Annotated in this window: 14 protein-coding genes and 1 tRNA gene; 8 read left to right on the forward strand and 7 right to left on the reverse strand. The window is 46.7% G+C overall.

Annotation, left to right across the window (positions count from 1 at the left end; all coding sequences use genetic code 11):
* Positions 1–100 precede the first annotated feature (100 nt).
* Positions 101–1,309 carry a NupC/NupG family nucleoside CNT transporter gene (locus GXP65_RS19795; RefSeq protein WP_005432553.1) on the reverse strand — a complete coding sequence of 403 codons (1,209 nt, stop codon included), beginning with the start codon at positions 1,307–1,309 and terminating at the stop codon, positions 101–103.
* A gap of 468 nt (positions 1,310–1,777) precedes the next feature.
* Here GXP65_RS19795 and GXP65_RS25430 point away from each other — a divergent pair, with 468 nt between their 5' ends.
* The 3 genes from GXP65_RS25430 (at position 1,778) to GXP65_RS19810 (ending at position 2,595) form a co-directional block, all read left to right on the forward strand.
* The gene (locus GXP65_RS25430) at positions 1,778–1,906 is read left to right on the forward strand and encodes a hypothetical protein (protein WP_256867211.1); all 129 of its coding nucleotides are present in this window, start codon (positions 1,778–1,780) and stop codon (positions 1,904–1,906) included.
* Positions 1,871–1,954: transfer RNA gene (locus GXP65_RS19805), tRNA-Leu, on the forward strand. Before GXP65_RS25430 ends, GXP65_RS19805 begins: the two co-directional genes overlap by 36 nt.
* A 29-nt stretch (positions 1,955–1,983) precedes the next feature.
* Complete coding sequence (locus tag GXP65_RS19810; RefSeq protein WP_050913278.1) at positions 1,984–2,595, forward strand: DUF2913 family protein; 612 nt, start codon at positions 1,984–1,986, stop codon at positions 2,593–2,595.
* 92 nt (positions 2,596–2,687) lie between these two features.
* Here the strand turns inward: GXP65_RS19810 and GXP65_RS19815 are convergent, their stop codons facing one another.
* Positions 2,688–4,088, reverse strand: coding sequence for a tryptophanase (locus GXP65_RS19815; RefSeq protein ID WP_162093541.1), 1,401 nt, complete (start codon positions 4,086–4,088; stop codon positions 2,688–2,690).
* Between the two features lie 296 nt (positions 4,089–4,384).
* Positions 4,385–5,629, reverse strand: coding sequence for an NADH:ubiquinone reductase (Na(+)-transporting) subunit B (locus GXP65_RS19820; protein WP_162093542.1), 1,245 nt, complete (start codon positions 5,627–5,629; stop codon positions 4,385–4,387).
* Between the two features lie 169 nt (positions 5,630–5,798).
* Between GXP65_RS19820 and GXP65_RS19825 the strand changes: the two genes are divergently transcribed.
* Entirely contained in the window at positions 5,799–6,206 is a 408-nt protein-coding gene (locus GXP65_RS19825; RefSeq protein ID WP_045396742.1) for a cystatin, read from the forward strand.
* A 46-nt stretch (positions 6,207–6,252) separates the two neighbouring features.
* On the opposite strand, the gene lhgO is transcribed toward GXP65_RS19825, so the two are convergent.
* The 3 genes from lhgO to GXP65_RS19840 form a co-directional block, all read right to left on the reverse strand.
* Positions 6,253–7,479 (reverse strand): L-2-hydroxyglutarate oxidase, encoded by a 1,227-nt coding sequence (gene lhgO, locus GXP65_RS19830; protein ID WP_162093543.1) that lies wholly within the window; start codon positions 7,477–7,479, stop codon positions 6,253–6,255.
* An 8-nt stretch (positions 7,480–7,487) separates the two neighbouring features.
* Positions 7,488–9,611 carry a TRAP transporter permease gene (locus GXP65_RS19835; protein ID WP_162093544.1) on the reverse strand — a complete coding sequence of 708 codons (2,124 nt, stop codon included), beginning with the start codon at positions 9,609–9,611 and terminating at the stop codon, positions 7,488–7,490.
* A gap of 88 nt (positions 9,612–9,699) precedes the next feature.
* The gene (locus tag GXP65_RS19840; RefSeq protein ID WP_005432575.1) at positions 9,700–10,710 is read right to left on the reverse strand and encodes a TAXI family TRAP transporter solute-binding subunit; all 1,011 of its coding nucleotides are present in this window, start codon (positions 10,708–10,710) and stop codon (positions 9,700–9,702) included.
* Positions 10,711–11,543: 833 nt separating this feature from the next.
* Here GXP65_RS19840 and brnQ point away from each other — a divergent pair.
* Complete coding sequence (gene brnQ, locus GXP65_RS19845; RefSeq protein ID WP_162093545.1) at positions 11,544–12,854, forward strand: branched-chain amino acid transport system II carrier protein; 1,311 nt, start codon at positions 11,544–11,546, stop codon at positions 12,852–12,854.
* 66 nt (positions 12,855–12,920) lie between these two features.
* Here the strand turns inward: brnQ and GXP65_RS19850 are convergent, their stop codons facing one another.
* Positions 12,921–14,270: a sigma-54 dependent transcriptional regulator gene (locus tag GXP65_RS19850; protein ID WP_162093546.1), complete on the reverse strand. Its 1,350-nt coding sequence runs from the start codon at positions 14,268–14,270 to the stop codon at positions 12,921–12,923.
* Between the two features lie 175 nt (positions 14,271–14,445).
* Here GXP65_RS19850 and GXP65_RS19855 point away from each other — a divergent pair, with 175 nt between their 5' ends.
* The 3 genes from GXP65_RS19855 (at position 14,446) to ascB (ending at position 19,380) form a co-directional block, all read left to right on the forward strand.
* The gene (locus GXP65_RS19855) at positions 14,446–16,509 is read left to right on the forward strand and encodes an ATP-binding protein (protein ID WP_162093547.1); all 2,064 of its coding nucleotides are present in this window, start codon (positions 14,446–14,448) and stop codon (positions 16,507–16,509) included.
* Positions 16,510–16,683: 174 nt separating this feature from the next.
* On the forward strand, positions 16,684–17,811 hold the full coding sequence (traF, locus tag GXP65_RS19860; protein WP_162093548.1) for a conjugal transfer protein TraF: 1,128 nt from the start codon (positions 16,684–16,686) through the stop codon (positions 17,809–17,811).
* Between the two features lie 177 nt (positions 17,812–17,988).
* Positions 17,989–19,380 (forward strand): 6-phospho-beta-glucosidase, encoded by a 1,392-nt coding sequence (gene ascB / locus GXP65_RS19865; protein WP_077202095.1) that lies wholly within the window; start codon positions 17,989–17,991, stop codon positions 19,378–19,380.
* The last annotated feature ends 29 nt before the right edge of the window (positions 19,381–19,409 follow it).

Here is a 19,409-nt window from a genome sequence, read left to right on the forward strand (position 1 = left end):
TTTCAACCAACCAAAGGATCGTTCAACTGATCATTTGCTTAACTGATCGGAGTTAGCCGAAGTGGCGGGTTTTGAATGGTTGTTTATGTGGTGGCGTTCCTTATAGCGAGATAAAAATACCAGCCAAACATGCACTCATTAGGTTCGCTAGCGTACCAGCCGCTACCGCTTTCAGACCCATGTTCGCTACGTCTTTACGACGCTCAGGTGCCATTACACCAATAGAACCAAGTTGAATTGCAATAGAACCGATGTTCGCGAAACCACACAATGCAAACGTGATGATCACTTGCGTATGTTCAGTCAGCGTTGCTTTGTGTTGGACGAAATCGATGAATGCAACGAATTCGTTCATTACGATTTTCTGACCGATGTAAGAGCCTGCCGCTAATACTTCGTGACCCGGAACGCCGATTAACCAAGCTAGAGGGGCAAATAGGTAACCAAAGATGGCTTGTAGTGTGATGCCCGCAAAGCCGAACATTTCGCCTAGGTTTTCCAGACCCGTGTTCACCATTGCAATCACACTCACGAACGCGATCAGCATCGTACCTACCGCAACCGCGACTTTCATACCGCCCATCGCACCACTTGCTAGCGCGTCGATCACGTTGCTCTCTTCAGACTTATCCAACTCGATGTTGTTGTAATCACTTGGCGTTTGACGCTCTGGCACGATGATTTTCGCCATCAAAAGGCTACCAGGAGCAGCCATGAAGCTCGCTGCGATTAGATACTTAAGCTCTACACCTAGACCTGCATAACCACCCAGAACACTACCCGCGACTGATGCCATACCACCAGCCATTACCGCGAACAGTTCTGAACGAGTCATGTTTTGCAAGAAAGGGCGGATAAGAAGTGGCGATTCGCCTTGAGAGAGGAAGATGTTACCTGTCGCAACAAGTGATTCTGCTTTGCTGGTACCCAAGAATTTTTGGATTGCACCACCGATAAATTGAATCACTTTTTGCATGATGCCCAAGTAGTAAAGGGCAGAGATAAGAGCGCTGAAGAAGATGATGATAGGAAGAACGCGAACCGCGAAGATGAAGCCTGTAGAAGCAAGGTCACCGAAGAGGAATTTGATGCCTTCATCGGCAAAACTTAATAACCCTGCAACCCCATTACTCAAACTGGCTAGCGCCGCTTGTCCCCATGGGAAGTAAAGCACTAAGGCTGCAAAACCCATCTGAAGCAGCAATGCACGAGACACGGTTTTCCAATTGATTGAAGAACGGCTCTCTGACAGCAGGAACGCACAACCTAACAGTGCAACAATACCAAATAGACTAAATAGAACACTCATGAATCGGACCTACTGAACGTTGAAAAAGAAAGGAACGCCAAAAGCATTGGCAGAAGAAAGGGACAACGCATCGAGTGACAGCGCACTCGCAGATCCAGATTGGAGGAAGAACGGATAGTTCGACATCTTATTTTTACCTTATACAAGCAATTGAACGTAGCTGGTCCGGTCCGTGGGGTCATTCACTGCTGGAGAGTTCTCGACTCATCCCGCTCCATGTGACGGCTTGTATGGGTAAGGGTCCTGAACAATGAACCCTAATTCCCGCTTAAACGGGTCGCAAGTATAGCCATCAAAACGAGAGTTTCATCACATTTATTTACGCAAACGTTCAAGCGTTCATTATTTAAGCAAACATGCCATTTTGTGGTCATACTTGTAGGGAAAATAGGGGTATTGAGAGGACAAGTAATGGTAAAACTGCCAAAAGCGAACAATAAATGTTCAGTTGAACACCAAAGACCAAAAATGAGCAATTTTACTCTCGCCAATCTATGGATTTTGGATATACAATTTGGAACGCTTCATTCAGAAGCCTCTGTGTATTCAGAGCATCATGATGCCGAGATGGTGAAATTGGTAGACACGCTAGCATGAGGTGCTAGTGCCTTAGGTGTGAGGGTTCGAGTCCCTCTCTCGGCACCATTCCTTTCTTTCAAAGAATTTAGAGTGTAATGCAAAGTTCTAAACAGGCAAAACAATCCGCTGACGCTAACCAACTACTTAGCGAACTAGCGGTGCACGCCTTATTACACCTGCACTTCAAAATCCACGCATCATCGCGAACGCTTCCCCTTAAAGAACGTAACGATCTACTGCAAAAGTGGCTTAAGCCTAAGCTCAAAAGCAATCGCTACAAACTGATTAAAAAGCCATTAAAGTCTCTGACTCAACAGGCAAAAGGGGAAAATGGCAATTTAGAAGCTTTACTTGAACGTTGTGTAGGTGCCGATAAACCTGGTAACCCGCAGCCTCACCTTGATAGCTACCTGCTGCTGATCAACGAAGTCGAGAAAAAATTAGGCACGACGGTAATGCTATCTCGTCCTGAAGATGTCGACTTATCTCACGACCAACACGGTTGTTTGCTGTGTGTACTGTCTGATAACTTAAACCAACACTTCGACGATAATAACGCCCTAATCGCACCTATTTCGATGCTTTTCCGTGGCCCTATGAGTCAACGCTCTCTGTTCCTGGGTAGTATATACGCGAGCAACACCTTCAATTACGAGGTGCTGTACCAAGACGAGCAATTTGTGCGAATAACGCTAGATTTGGCGTAATACGACACTCAGATGAATCAAAAAAAGCCGCGAGATTCGCGGCTTTTTGCTTAGTTAACGTTTATCAATGTCAGTAGCGACCCACAGAGTTATCAATCCAGTTCGCGGAAACGAGCTGTGAAGTGGCGAAGCACTGGTGGTTCGTATTCAAACGTCAATCCTTTCAGTTCATGAGCACGGTTCTTCAACTCGATGATCGCATCAGCGATGTAATCCATGTGATCGTTGGTGTAAACACGACGTGGAATGGTCAAACGCATCAACTCAAGTTCTGAAGCTTTTTGTTCACCGGTTTCCGGATCGCGACCAAGCAACAGTGACCCAATCTCTACCGCTCGAATTCCCGCCTCTAAGTACAAAGCATTACACAACACTTGTGCAGGGAATTGCTCTGGTGGGATATGTGGCAGAATCTTAGCCGCATCAACAAAGACGGCATGACCACCTGTTGGGTATTGGATTGGAATGCCACCCTCGCGCAGACGCTCACCCAAGTATTGCACTTGGCTAATGCGGTAGTGAAGGTAATCCTCATCCGCACCTTCATACAGACCACGAGCCAAAGCTTCCATATCACGACCCGCCATACCACCGTAAGTCACAAAGCCTTCCATCGGAACGCATCGTGTTTGTACCGCTTGGAATAGCTCTTGGTGATCGCGAATACAACACATACCACCAATGTTCACCATTGGGTCTTTCTTCGCAGACATGGTGAGCATATCACCGAACTGGTACATCTCACGGATGATTTCCAGAATCGACTTGTTCTCGTAACCCGCTTCACGCTGCTTTATAAAGTAAGCGTTCTCGCAATAGCGAGCCGAATCGATCACCACAGGGATGTCGTACTTGGTTGCGATTTCGTACACGCTGCGCATGTTTTCCATCGACACAGGCTGACCACCAGAACTGTTACACGTGACCGTTGTGATGATCGCACAGATGTTATGAGAACCATGTTCTTCAATGGTTGCCACCAACTTATTAAGGTCAAAGTTACCCTTCCAGTCGTATGGCGTGGTGGTATCAAACGCTTCTTCCGTCACTACGTTAATCGCTTTACCGCCATTGAGTTCAATGTGGCCCGCTGTAGTATCGAAGTGGTAGTTTGAGATGAACACTGGTGTCTCACCTCCACGGACCTGACGCATACGCTCAATCAAAGCTGGGAATAAGATTTGCTCCGCGCCACGGCCTTGGTGTGCTGGCACTGTGAGCTTGTAACCAAAAAAGTGCTCTACCGCATCACACAAGTTGTAGTAGTTGCGACTCCCCGCATAAGACTCATCACCCATCATGATGCCGGCCCACTGATTGTCACTCATAGCACCAGTGCCAGAGTCGGTCAGCAGGTCGATATAAACATCATCACTACGAAGAAGAAATGGGTTAAAGCCCGCTTGCTTAAGGGCAACTTCTCGGTCAGCCAAGGTCGTCATTTTGATTGGCTCAACCATTTTGATACGGAACGGTTCTGGGATACGTTTCATTGTTAATTTCCTTATACGCATGACCCTACGCATTTAAGCGTAAGATTAAAAACAAACTGATAAATTGCTTTTCAATGCGGGAGCATTGAGGAAATTAACGCGCAGAGATTTTACTAAGAAGAGACAAGCAGTAGTCTAGGTTGTACCAGAACGACAGCACCAAACGGCTATCGAGAATATCCTTAATTCTCATCGTCTTCGTCCTCCTGATAAAAAGAAAAGCCAGAAACCCCATGTCTCTGACCTTTTCAATATAGTGCAGTTTTCAATCAAATTTCAGTGAAGCTTACCTCATTTTACGAAGGTCTCACCCTTTTCATTCTGCGTTTGATGTTGTTCTCTTTGACCATGTAGTCGAACAAAGGAGCAAACAAGTTGGCAAACAGAATCGCTAACATAATGCCTTCCGGATAGGCTGGGTTGAGTACACGGATAAATATCGTCATCACACCAATCAAGATACCGTAAGCCCACTTACCACCATTAGTAAACGCAGCGGATACTGGGTCTGTCGCCATAAAGAAGGTACCAAACGCAACACCACCGATCACGAAGTGCCAGTAGAACGGCATAGAGAACATGGGATTTGTATTCGATCCAATCGCATTAAGCAGTAGCGAAGTTACGGCTAAGCCAACAAAGACCCCTGCAACAATTCGCCACGAAGCGATCTTCATGAAGATCAGCACTAGACCGGTGAGCGCAATAAGTAAGGTCGAGACTTCCCCCATCGAACCGGGCAGATTGCCAACAAACGCGTCCATCCACGAGATAGGCTGCCCCGTCATGTTGTTCGTCAAGGCACTCTGACCACCTTCATACCATTGGCTCAGCGGTGTAGCGCCAGAGTAACCATCTGCCGCAACCCAAACAGCACCGCCAGACATGTTAGCGGGATAAGCGAAGTACAAGAAGGCTCGCCCTGCTAATGCCGGGTTTAAGAAGTTTCGCCCCGTGCCACCAAAGATTTCTTTCGCTACCACAATACCAAAAGTGATACCTAAGGCGGCTTGCCACAGTGGAATGGTTGGCGGCAGAATCAATGAGAACAAAATGGAGCTCACGAAGAAGCCTTCATTCACTTCATGTTTGCGGACGATGGCAAACAGAACTTCCCAAAAACCACCAACGATGAATACCGTCGCGTAGACAGGCAGAAAATAGGTCGCGCCAACAAGCATTTTGCTTGCCCAACCTGCTTGGCTCGCGGCTTCTACCGAACCCCAAACCCAGCTTAGCCCCCAAGAGGCATCAATAGCTTGCTGCGCTGCCGCTTGGTCAAGGCCATAGAGCAACGCGTCACTGGATTGCTGCCCTATGTTGTACATCCCCCAAAACATCGCAGGGAAAACGGCTAGCCACACCATAATCATGATCCGCTTTAAATCGATGCTGTCTCGAACGTGAGTAGCGCCGCGATTCACTTTACCTGGCGTGTAAAAAAGGGTTTCGACAGCTTCAAAAAGTGGGTAGAACTTTTGGTATTGGCCTCTCGGTTCAAACTTTGGTGAGACCTTCTCAAAATATTGCTTCAGACTCATAACGTCTCCTCCTCTAGAAGTGTTACGAGTGCCACTCAAAAGCGATCTTTTTTTACTCTTTTCACTCTTCTGTTCCGTACCTACAAGTTGAACCGTAATTCCTTGCAATTATGTAAACCGTGAAAGTCGTGCTTATACTCAATCAATAACAAAACAACGGAGTGAATTTATGAAGTTAAGGATGATGTGGACGACCATTGTGGCGATTACCGCGCTTCCATTCGCCAACAGCGCAACAGCAGTCGACAAACAAATGTCACCGGCTTTGAAAAAGAAAATGCAAGCGATATGCGGCGCACAAGGTGGCGTTCCAGGAGGGTGGCAAGTAGCGAAAGTCACCCCTGATGCAGAGCGTTCTCTCAGTATGATTTTGTATCAAATGAATGCCACGGATAAGCTAAAACAAATCAATGATGTGAGAACCCAAGTCGTCGGCGGCATACACTATGCGATGGAGTTTGAACTCAAAGACGGGCAAGTGTGGAATGCGATTGTTTTGCACAGTGCCCGAGGCGATTACATGATTGAAAGACACGCCAAGAAAGGCGAACTTTGCCCTAAAGAAGGCGAGTCATAAAGGCTCTTCCAAATACAGCAAAGGCGACAGTTACGTCGCCTTTGTTTTATACCGTTTTCGCCTCTATCTTCTCATTCACTTTATCGCAAATGTACTCCCCAATCGGCATTGCAGATGTCGCTGCAGGAGAGGGGGCGTTGCAAACGTGCAGGCTTCTTGCGCTCTCGGCAAACAAGAAGTCATGAACCAAGGTTCCATCGGATAACACTGCTTGCGCACGAATACCCGCAGGATATGGTTTGAGATCGTCTACCTTGATGCTTGGGCAATATTTGTTGACCAATTTCAGATAGCCCGGCTTCCACCACGAGTTCTTAAACTCATCCAGTCCGGTTTTTAGATGCTTTTGTGTCACCTTCCAAAAGCCGGAGAAACTGAGCATTTGCATGGTATCTTGCAGGCTGAAGTTAACCTTGTCGTACCCTTCTCGCTTCCAGCCTTGCACCGCATTTGGACCAACGGTCACACTACCATCAATCATACGAGTGAGGTGGACACCCAAAAAAGGCAAATCAGGATCTGGGATTGGGTAAATAAGATGATTCACGACTTGGTCGTGCTTACTATCCAAACGGTAGTATTCGCCGCGATAAGGGATGATTTGGAAATCGGTTAGAATACCCATCATCTTAGTCATGCGATCCGCCATCAAGCCACTGCAAGTAACCAAGAACTTGGTATTGAGCTGCATGGTTTGACCGTCTGAAATGCAGGTAAGTTGGACTTCTTCATCCTTCTCTTCGGCAGCCACTACTTTGGTTCTCAGGCTGATTTGACCACCGAGCTTTTGGAACTCTTCCGCCATCTGCTCAGTGACCAAACGATAATCGACAATACTGGTGGTTTTGACATAAATCGCGCCCAAGCCTGTGATGTTTGGCTCAGCCAGCTTGAGTTGAACTTCATCGAGTAGCTTTACGTCGATGCCGTTGACATGGCAGCGCTCATAGAGGGCATTCATACGTTCGACTTCTTGCTCATTGGTAGCAACCAGTAACTTGCCACAGTTCTCCACCGGAATATCGTGCTCGGCGCAGAACGAAATGGTTCGCTCTACCCCTCGCTTACAAAAATCTGCCTTTAAGCTGCCCGGTGCGTAGTACACCCCGGCATGAATCACGCCGCTATTGTGTCCGGTTTGGTGCTTGGCAAAACCGGACTCTTTCTCAACCAATAAAATGGATTTGTCTGGGTGACGTTGCTGCAGTTGCCATGCTGTCGACACACCAACGATACCGCCACCAACAATGATGTAGTCATAGACTGATTTCATACGACCTCTTATAAAACCGATAGTTGAGATTGTTGCAATTTGAACTTACGACCACTGTAAATAAAAATCGCGACAAATACTGCGCAGCTTGCTACACGAACCAACATTGGGATGTCGTGCCAAACAAGCAATGTACCCACCACAATCAACACAAGACGCATCAGAATGTTTAGTGGACCTTCCAAGTAGCCTTCAATCGCACCAATCAATGCATAGGTACCTATGATGGCAAAGAAGCCCACGGTAATCACCGACGTCACATCCCAACTGACTAAGCCTGTGTAGGCAATAAGTAGCGGCACAAGATACAAACCTTTGGCGATTTTCCACGCCATCAAACCGGTGCGCATCGGTGGTGTTTTTGCAATGGTTGCTGCTGCAAAAGCGGTCAAACACACTGGTGGTGTTACGTTACTGTCTTGCGATAACCAGAAGATGATGAGGTGAGCAGCCAGCAGTGCTAAACCTACCGCTTCCATACCCAAACTTTGCTCTAATAGGGTTTCCATAAAGTCCGCAGGTACTAGCGCCACCATTTCTTTCGCGGTTTCCAACGCCATTGGTGCATTAAGCAGTTCCAGCTTTTCTGGCGCCGCCAACATAAAGATGGCTTTTGCTTGCTCTGGCAATTGACCCGACACCATTAATTCAAGCAATTGGTTTTCCGCAATCAACTTGTACAGCGCAGGAGCAGATAGTGTACCCAAAACAATGTAAGCCGCCGTTACTGGTAAACCCATGCCCAATACCAGAGAGGCGAGCGCAATAAGAACGATCATAATGAACAAGTCGCCATTCGCCCAGCCGTCGATCATCAATGAGAACGTGTTACCGATGCCCGTGGTGCTGATCACGTTGACCACCAAACCAATACCCACAAGCAATACGGCGGTTGTCGCCATGTTTTTCGCACCTTGCGAAAGCGCTTCGATGATCGCTTTTGGTCCCATTTTGTGATCTTTTGAGAACCAAGAAGCCACCACAACAGAAATGATCGATAGACCCGCCGCGTAAGTTGGCGTAAAGCCTTGGACCAAAAGAGTAACCAATACAGCCAGTGGGATAAGGTTGTGCCAGCCGCTGACTACGACTTTAAGTAGAGATTCATCACTGGTCGTGATCTTCTGAACACCGCTGCGTTTAGCTTCGATACGCACAAAGAACGCCACAGACAAGAAGTAGATAAGAGCTGGAATGAAAGAAACCGCGATGATATCAACATAAGGAATTTGCGTGTAAGACGCCATGATGAAAGCACCCGCCCCCATCACTGGTGGCATCAACTGACCACCTGTCGAGGCCGCCGCTTCAACGCCCGCAGCAAAGCGCGAAGGGAACCCCGCTTTTTGCATCAAAGGAATACTGATAACACCGGTTGAAACCGTATTTGCTACGCTAGAGCCCGATACAGAGCCCATCAAACCCGAGCCAATTACCGCGATAAAACCGGGACCGCCAATGATTTTGCCTGCCGCCGCACGTGCCACATTGATGATGTAATCGCCGACGCCAGAGCGAACAAGAAACGCACCGAACAGAATGAACATGAATACAAAAGTCCAACTGATGCGTGAAATAGAACCGAACATGCCCTCTGAAGAATAGAAACTGCGGTAAAGTAAAGTTTCCATACTCAAACCCGGGAAGTGGAAAATACCGGTTGCCCACTTACCCCAAAGCACAACGTAGCTTAAACACACCACAATCAGCACTGGAATAAACCAGCCCATAGTACGTCGAATCAGTTCGATAACAATCAAGATGGCCAAGATGGCGAACACCCAATCGCTGGTCACGAACTTCACACCGCGTTCGTACAGCGCGTCTTCGGCATAAGGAATGTAGAGCAAGCACGCGACGGCCCCCAAGGCAATCAACACATCAACGCCCAGTGCAATCTTACTCTGCTTGAGAGAGATATGGGCCGGGTACCAAAGCGCACAAATTACTGCAAAACCAGCAAAGTGAGTGGCAGAAATCCATAACTCCGGTAACGTCGATAAGGTATTAAACCAAATGTGCAAAACAGATAGCACCACGGCAAACACTGTAATTGTGGTCGTTACCCACGGAAAGTCTGTGCGCGTGGGCAGCTCAAACTTCTGCAATTCCTTCTCTATTGAGTCGCTCATCTTATACTCCAAGCTCTAGCGGCTTTTTTCGTTTTAAATCGTTTGTAGGGATTAAATACCCCAAGCCAACGCTCGGGGCGAGCTGACGTTATTTCGCCATTAGGTCTGATGGGATTTCGATGCCCATTTCTTTGTAGTAACGCGCTGCACCTGGGTGAAGAGGTACAGGCAAGCCAGCAATTGCTTTTTCCATTGCCATTGCTTTGGTTGCTTTGTGGATGCCTTGTAGGAATGGCAAGTTCTCGTATATTGCTTTGGTTAGCTGGTATACGTCTTCTTCCGAGATGTCTTCACGAACGGCCAAGAAGTTTGGCTGTGCGATAGTCGTGATCGGCTTGTCCAGACCTGGGTAGGTGTTGGCTGGGATCTCGTATTTCGTCCAAAGGTTATAGTGGCCATTCGCCTCTTTGATTTGTTCGTCTGTAAACGAAAGAATCGAGATGTCTTTACCTAGCGCAGCAAAAGCTTGAGTGACCGCCCCAACGGGGACACCCGCAGGCGTGTTCATGCCGTCAATAGTGCCGTTTTGAAGCGCACTCGCGCTACCGCCGTAGCCCATGTAGGCTAGATTGAATTTATCTGGGTCGACATTCAGACCTTTCATGATTTGACGACCAGAATTCTCTGTACCAGAGTTTTTCTTACCGATAGAGAACTTCTTACCATCTAGATTATTCAGGTCAGTCACCGTACCCGTTTTTGCTAGGTCAGAGCGAACAATAAAGTGCTCAACGTTTTGCCACAGCATAGAGACTGAGCGCAGCTGCTCTTGGCGACCGCTCTTCTCATAAGGGCCTTCGCCAGACCAAGCCCACGCACCGTATAAGCCCTGCAGAATCGCGAACTGGGCTTCGTTTTCGTTCAGTAGTTTGACGTTTTCACCAGATCCAGCAGAGCTAATAGCAGAAAGTGAGAAGTGATGTTTAGGTGCCAATTTCACTTTACTTAATGTCGCCAGTGCTACGCCCACAGGGTAGTAAGTTCCGCCTGTCGATGCCGTTGCAAGAATGTAGCTACGCTCTTCCGCTACTGCATTAGCAGCAATACCAAAAGAAGTCACAGCGACAGCTAAAGCTTTTACCAGCTTATTCATTTTCATTATTACTCTCCGTGTAGTCGTTTCACGATTTGAATTTACAAGGCATTAAACCTTGATTAACAACAAATAGCCTAGAGCAATAGAAATGCCAACTTTTAAGCTATTGTATTTATTGAGATAAAGATCAAGACCCGATATAAATGAGCAAAATCATGCTGATTTGATAACAAAGCAATAAGCAAGATATTGCCTATTTCTGAGGATAAATTTGTGCAACTACACAGCAAAAGGTTAATGAAATGTGATCTGGAATGAAAAAATGCTCCGTTTGCCGATGAGCAATATCTTGCCGATGAGATCTTGGGCTGAACCGGAGCTAAAGCGTCTTAACAATAAGAAGAAAAAGCGCATCATTCTAAACTGCTCACTTTATCGGCGGAGATTTGCAGCCTAAATGACTACAAATAGCGCAAAAATACAGCAAAACAAGCAATGTTACAGAAATGAAAAGTCATTTATTCTGATTTTGAATTTAAAAACCAGTTCGATCCACCAGTTCAGAAACAAACATTGACCGTATCAACTTATTTTCTTCTTCGGGGTTGTGCCAATGGCCCCATGTTCGTTAGGGTAACAACACGCCAAGGCAAACGTATTCCTTGGTATTTTTTCGTCATTAAGGATCATCCATGTCAGCAACTGCGCAATCACAATTCGCTTTAAAACGCCCATCTGGCGTTGCTGCTGCGATCCTCCTGCTCTCTCTGGAACTGATTCAGAGCTGACAGGCTATATCTAAACTTTCTGTCAGCTTGAGAAGAAGCTGACGGGAACACCACATACTCCTCCCATTCCTTTCAGTTTCTTCCAAGCGAAACATAAGAGGAATAACAATGTTAAGCGCACGCAATATCGCCGCTTTGGGCTTCATGACTTTCGCCATGTACTTAGGCGCGGGTAACCTGATCTTCCCTCCATTTTTGGGTTATCAAGCAGGTGAAAACTTTCTGAGCGGGATGTCTGGCTTCCTCTTGACGGGCGTAGGTCTGCCTGCAATGGCACTAGTAATGGTGGCTATCGTTAACGGTTCAGACAAACTAACCACAGCCCTACCTAAACCTTTGGCAACCAGTTTTTGGGTGATGGTGTTTATCGTGATTGGCCCTGCGTTTGTGATTCCACGCGCGATTACTGTGGCTTACCAATTTAGCTTTGCACCAATGTTTGGTGATGCCGCTTTGGTGCCTTTCACTGTTGCCTTCTGCGTTATCACCATTTTATTCGCCCTATATCCGGGTAAGTTGGTCGACAACCTAGGTAAGATCTTAACTCCTGCTTTGATGGCTATCTTGGTGATCATGTCTGTGACCGCATTGGTTTACCCTGCTGGCGAACTAACCACAGCAACAGGTCCATACGTATCTGGCGCATTTGCTGAAGGCTTAACCCAAGGCTACATGACAATGGACGCGCTAGGCTCTATCGGTTTTGGTTGGATTATTTTCCGTGCGATTCGCAGCATGGGGGTAGATTGTCCGAAAGCCACCGCAAAATACACGCTAATCGCCGCTTTGATGTACGCGGTTGCGATGGCATTTGTTTACATCTCATTGGCTTACATTGGCTCGACGAGCTCATACTTAGGTTCTGAATTCAGTAACGGTGGCGATATCCTAACGGCGTTCACCTTCAACCACTTTGGTGCGTTTGGTTCACTATTGCTAGGTGCCGTAATGGTATTGGCTTGTTTGACTACTGCTATCGGCGTAACCACAGCAGGTAGTGAGTTTTACGACAACACTTTCAGCAAAGTGAACTACAAAGGCTGCGTTATTACGACCATGGTGTTGGCAGGTTTGATTGCTAACGTAGGTCTGGAGCAACTATTGGCTATCACATTGCCTGCGGTTGTGGTGCTTCACCCAGTGGCGATTGCATTGATGATCATGGCACCAGTGCGCAACAAGATGTCACAGTTCATGGTGGTAGCGACGGCGTTCACTGCTCTAGTGTTTGGTTGCGTTGATGCGCTGCACATCCTAGGTTACATGCCAGAAGCGGCAAACCAATGGTTAGACAGCAATATGCCGCTGTACCACTACTTTGCAAGTTGGATTGTTCCGACGATCGCTATGGTGGTTGTGGGCGTAGTATTTACCCGCAAGGCAAGCCAACAACGCGCCGAATTGGCAAACCAAGCCTAAATTGGCGAGTACCTTAACAAATAAGTACCTCAACAAAAAACGGCTTCCTAAGTGAAGCCGTTTTTTCTATGTGTAATCAGAGCGATTCAACCCAAACTTCTGCATCTTTTGGTTGAGGGTTCGGCGTGGTAAATCTAATTCGACCATCACATCCGTAATTCTTCCTTGGTTTCGAACTAACGAATCATGCAGCACCTTGCGTTCAAAATTATGCAGCTGAATCACCAACGGCACCCCTGCATGTGTCTCTTCGTTTGTCGAGGAAGGGCGACTAGAGAGAATTTCCATAACCGAAATGGTGTTGTCTAACGCGAACCTTATGGCCACGTTTCTTAGTTCCCGCACATTGCCCGGCCACGCATAAGCAAGAATGGCTTTTCTATCGGCTTCACTCACAGGTCGGCAGTTTGGGTTGTTCTTCAATGTGAAATGTTCGAATAAGATCAATGCGTCTTCTTCACGCTCTCTCAGTGGCGGTAGATAGATCTGCGCCACATTAAGGCGATAATATAAATCCTGACGAAACTCATCATGATCATTGAGATCTTCTTTCGCAGCGGCGATCACCCGTAAATCAACAGAGATTTGTTGGTTGCCACCTACTCGCTCTATGGTGTGTTCTTGAAGAGCGCGCAATACTTTCACTTGCATTGAAAGGGGCATGCTTTCTACTTCATCAAAAAACAAGGTGCCCTTATCTGCGTATTCAAGCTTACCAATGCGCTTTTTGGCCGCGCCGGTAAATGCGCCAGCTTCATGGCCAAATAATTCGCTCTCGAACAGTGTTTCAGGAATTGCACCACAGTTAATGGGCACAAAGTGATGGGCTCTCCGTTGGCTCTCATTATGCAAACTGGTGGCCACCAGCTCTTTACCACAACCTGTTTCACCATAAATGATCACGTTAGTATCAATTCGCGCTAGTTTGGCAACTTGCTCCCTTAGTTTTTGCATCACTTTACTTCGCCCAACCAACACTTCTTCTAAGCCGCTAATGCTAGAAAGATACTCTTGACGATCTTGAGTAGAAGTTTGTGCGCGATAACTCTCAACGGCCTCAGTCACGCGTTGAGATAGACGCTCTGGCTGGAAAGGCTTCTCAATAAAATCAAACGCACCGCGTTGTAAGGCACCAACGGCCATATCGACATCACCGTGGCCAGTGATCAAAATAATCGGGGTTTGAATATGGTTGGCAATCAGGCTTTCTAGTATCGATAAACCGTCGATGTCTGGTAGGCGAACATCACTCACAATGGCATCAAATTCTTGGCTAAGAATGGCGGCTTTGCCCTCTTCCCCCAGACTGAATGCCGATACATCAAATCCCGCCAGCTGTAACCATTGGCTGGTTGCCTGACGAACAATGTCGTCGTCTTCGATAAGTGCAATTTTAGGGGAGTCGTTAAAAGCCATACGTTACTGCCTGATTTATAAGTATAGGAATTCATCGTGGTGTGCTAACGGTAGCAAAAACCACTGTGGAGAAAAGGAGCTAGATCTCACTTCTTGCTTACAAGTCTTTAACATCCAACCAGTTAGGCGCACTCTTTCATAGTCGAAAAAAGATCAATACCAGTATGGGGTCGGTATGCAGCGCAGAAGAATTGGCAAAACATGGCTTGTAGTCGCACTTGCATCCATGCTGATTTTGTCTTGCTATATCGCCAGTCGAGAGGTTGCTCGTCAATGGTTGAGTGTCGAGACTCAAAACGAAGCTCAACAAAAGTTGCTCGACTATATCGGTGAAGTTCGCCGAGCTCTTAAACGCTTCTATCACCTGCCTTACCTTGTTACCAATAACCCGGAAACCATCGCGTTTGTAAAAGGGAATCTAACTTATTACGAGCCGCTACAAACCCAATTGACTCAACTGGATAAAGCCGCTAACACAGAAGGTTGGCTGATCCTGTCTAACTCTGGTGAGGTATTGGTGTCGAGTTTAATCGAAGAGCGCTTCAGCCTGTCTGACCGAAAAGCGATTGTGGAACAAATTCACAACCAAGGCGGCGGTGTCTCCTTGGTGAACAAAACCAAAGGCTCCAGCCCACTGTATTATTTGGCCGCTCCTATCTATGACGGCTTAGATATCGCTGGCATTGTGGTAGTACAAATCAACCTGAGCCTATTGACTGAGCAAACCATTACCAGTCAAGACATCATCACATTGCAAAATCGCCAGCAGCGTTTCTTCCTATCGAGCAGCCCAGTCTATAACGCAGACTGGTTTAACGAACCGAACAACACAGTCCAGTTAGAAACTCAGCGCTTATACGACAACACCAATATCAGAGCATGGACACTCAACCATCAACGCTATTTTGCGCACACCGTGAAGCTGGATGACTTGAACTGGTACGTCAGTTACCTCACCCCTTCCAAACCGATTCAACAAACTATCAATGTGATTGGTTGGAGCGTAGCGGCACTGCTCCTATTGATCGTCTTGCTTGTCATCATTGGCTTGCAACGTCGCCAAAAACACATCAACCAACAACGGATTCAAGCCCTTTTGGAAGAGTCCCAACGCCGCTTGAAGCAAATGATCAATAAGACTCACGTCGGTTTGTTATTGCTTGACGAACAAGGGCAACTGTTTGACCTCAACCCGATGGCGAAGCGTTTGTTTTGTTTGCCAGAGAGTGTTAATCGACACACTTTTGCTTGGGAGCTATTTGATGCCGGTAACCCAAATTCAACCACTCTCAAGTTACTTAAAGATCTACCTAAACATAAAGAGCTAGCAGAGATCAGCACGGTCGAAACCATCGCCAAAAGGAGTGATGGCAGCGTCTTCCCTGTTCTGTTCTCCCTGACCAGTTTCCCTTGGCATGGCGAGCAGTATTTTCTTGCAACGATCATAGACATCAGTAAGCGGAAAAAAGCCGAGCAATCATTGCAACAGGTTAACCAAGAACTGGCACAACGTATAGAAGAGCGAACTCAAGCGCTAAAAGAAGCACAAAACCAGTTAATTGAATCGAGCAAAATGGCAGCCTTAGGTCGCATGTCGAGCGCGATCACTCATGAACTTAATCAGCCGCTAACGGGCTTGCGTACTCTGCTCACCACTAATGAGCTATTGGCTGAACGCGGTGAAACCGACATGATGAAAGCCAATAACGTCTTGGTACAGAAACTGATTGATCGCATGGCAAGCATGACCAGTCAGCTAAAAACGTTCGCTTACAACAAACCAGAACGTTTACAAGCGATTTCCCTTACCTCTGCACTCGAAGAAACATTGCGTGTTTACCAATCTCAACTAGACAAGGTGGATGTACGGGTCCGTGTTCCTCGAAATTTAACCAAGATCATGGGAGAAGAGCAACGACTGCTGCAGGTGCTTGGCAACCTTGTATCGAACGCATTGGATGCGATGGGCAACACCACTAATCCTCAGCTCAACTTGATCGTCAACCCAACGGCAAATCAGGTAGAACTAACGGTGAGTGACAATGGCTGCGGCGTCTCAGATGAGATGCTCGAATCGATGTTTGAACCCTTCCAAACCTCAAAGAAAATTGGTGAGGGGCTAGGGCTGGGTTTAGCGATTACGGCCAACAATATGCGTGATATGAACGGAAATATTGCGGCAAAAACAAATGCCGAAGGTGGAATGACTTTTTCCCTCAGGTTTCAAATATCCAAATAATCCTCTACTTCAATCAACTCCTCTTATTAAAAAACATCACTTTCTAAAATTTACCGCCTAATCTACGCTTAAGATTGTTGAATAAGCAACCACTTGTTCATTAAAAATGCAGTTTACTCCTCATACGTAACATCACCAAACAGACTTAGTCTGTTTTCAAGCAATGGAAATGCTATGAGAAAAACAATCTTATTTACGACTTTTACTGCCTTAACAATTTCCACCCAATTACTTGCCGCTCCCTATGTTGCTGATGCCCGCAGTCATGGCATGGGTAATACCGGAGTCGTATCAGCTGACTATTTGACGGCCCCCTTCCACAACCCCGCATTAGGCGCTTTGTATAGAGAAAACGACGACATAGGACTGCTAATTCCAGCAGTCGGAGTCAACATCAATGACAAAGACGACGCATTATCAACCGTGGAAGATGTGCAAGACGTATATGAAAGCTTACATGGTTTCCCTACTCCCGAAGAAGAAGCCCACATTAACCAGCTTCTAGACCAATTAAGTCAAAGTGTGCCCGTGGTTATGAACGGTGGAATAGGCTTCGCTATTGCAGTCCCTACCCAGCATGTATCGGTAAATTTGTTCAGTTCCGGTTACGTCGAGATTCTTGCTCAGCCGGATATTGCAGACTCTGACAACACACTAGAGCGATACCTTGACTCAAAGGTAAACCTCGCTGCATTTGGCAATATTGAGTACGGGTTGTCTTTTGCGCGAAATTTTTCTTTTCTCCATCAGAATGTGGCTATCGGAATAAGCCCTAAGTACCAACAACTCCGAACTTACACTCAACGAACCTCGTTGGATGACTTCGATATTGACGACTATGACAAAAGCGAAGTGTCTAAAGATGTGTTTAATCTAGACTTAGGGGTTGCGTGGTATCTAGACAAGTTTCGTGCAGGTTTGTCTATCAAAGATATTTTTGAACAAGAGATAAAGACTGAAATTGGTGATTACACTTATGAGTTAACACCACAAGCTACATTAGGTTTAGGCTACGTGGGTGACTACATCACCTTCAGTCTAGATACTGATCTTACCAAGCAAAAACGTTTTCGAGAGTTGGAAGATGATACTCAATTTATCCGCCTAGGCCTCGAAGGTAATGCTTGGGGTTGGGCGCAAATCCGGGCCGGTTATGAACTCGATCTTGAAGATAATTTGGAAGACTCCATCACTGGGGGGCTGGGTATTAGCCCTTTTGATGTATTCAGTATTGATCTAGCGGGATCATATGCTGGCGACAACCAGTTTGGTGCCGCTGCAAATCTAGCCTTTACGTTTTAATCATGTCGCTCCAACTCGCAATTCGATGTTGGAGCTTCTTGCTCAAAATGCGTTCAATTGTTTCAATTCTCCCCAAGGACTGAGAAAAACACGATCTCGATACAAGAATCCCACCTTGACCTACACTATTCTCAAACACAGAAAACACATACTGCAAAACAATAAAGAGTGAGAAACATGATTACGTTTCCTGAACATTTTCTTTGGGGCGGTGCTATTGCTGCAAACCAAGTAGAAGGGTCGTACAACCTTGGGGGTAAAGGGTTATCGACATCAGACATGCTGCCAAACGGTATTTTGAGTCCGCATCAAACCCGTGAAGAACGTACGCCGGGTATCAAAGACGTGGCGATCGACTTCTACAATCGCTACCCAGAAGACATTGCGCTATTCAAAGAGATGGGCTTTAACTGCCTGCGTCTGTCTTTGGCATGGAGCCGCATCTTCCCGAACGGCGACGAACTTGAACCGAACGAAGAAGGTTTGGCGTTCTACGATAAAATTTTTGATGAACTGGCGGAGCACGATATCCAACCTTTCGTAACCTTATCTCACTACGAAATGCCTTACGCACTGGTCGAGAACTACGGTGGTTGGGGCGATCGTCGCGTGATCGAATTCTTCGAGCGTTATGCTCGCACCGTGCTTGAACGCTACAAAGACAAAGTGAAGCTGTGGTTAACGTTCAACGAAATCAACATGTCTCTGCACGCACCATTTACCGGTGTCGGCTTGCAGGAAGACGCCAATGAACAAGAGATTTACCAAGCGATTCACCACCAGCTAGTGGCAAATGCGAAAGCGGTAAAACTGTGTCAGCAAATCGTACCAAACGGCAAGATTGGCAACATGCTGCTTGGCGCGCTCAACTACCCATACACCTGTAACCCTGATGACGTGCTGGCAGCAATGCACGAAAACAACAAATGGTTGTTCTTCGGTGATGTACAAACTCGTGGTCAGTACCCAGGCTACATGAAGCGTTACTTCCGCGAAAATGGCATTGAAATCGAGATGGAAGCGGGCGACTTAGAAGAGATCGCATCAGCAAGTGTCGATTTCATCTCATTCAGCTACTACGCAAGTGGCTGTGCAAGTGCGGATCCGAAACAGAAAGAAGTAGGTAACATCGTCGATAGCGTGCCAAACCCGTATCTTGAGAAGAGCCAATGGGGTTGGTTGATCGATCCAAAAGGTCTACGCGTTCTGCTTAATTTCCTACACGATCGCTACCAAAAGCCACTATTCGTCGTAGAAAACGGCTTAGGTGCACGTGATGAAATCGACGAAAACGGCGAGATTCAAGATGATTACCGCATCGCTTATTTGAACGACCACCTTGTGCAAGCACACGAAGCGATTCTTGATGGTGTTGAGTTGATGGGCTTCACGAGCTGGGGACCAATCGATTTGGTCGCAAACTCAACCGCTGAGATGAGCAAACGTTACGGTTACATCTACGTTGATCGCCACAACGATGGCCAAGGTACGTTAGAGCGTAAACGTAAGAAGAGCTTCTTCTGGTATCAAGATGTGATTCGCACTGCAGGCGGTTCTCTAAAAAGCTAGCCTTAGTAAGCAACTCATCAGAAACAACA

This window comes from Vibrio sp. LB10LO1, from assembly GCF_010092875.1.
Taxonomy (GTDB): Bacteria; Pseudomonadota; Gammaproteobacteria; order Enterobacterales; family Vibrionaceae; genus Vibrio; species Vibrio campbellii.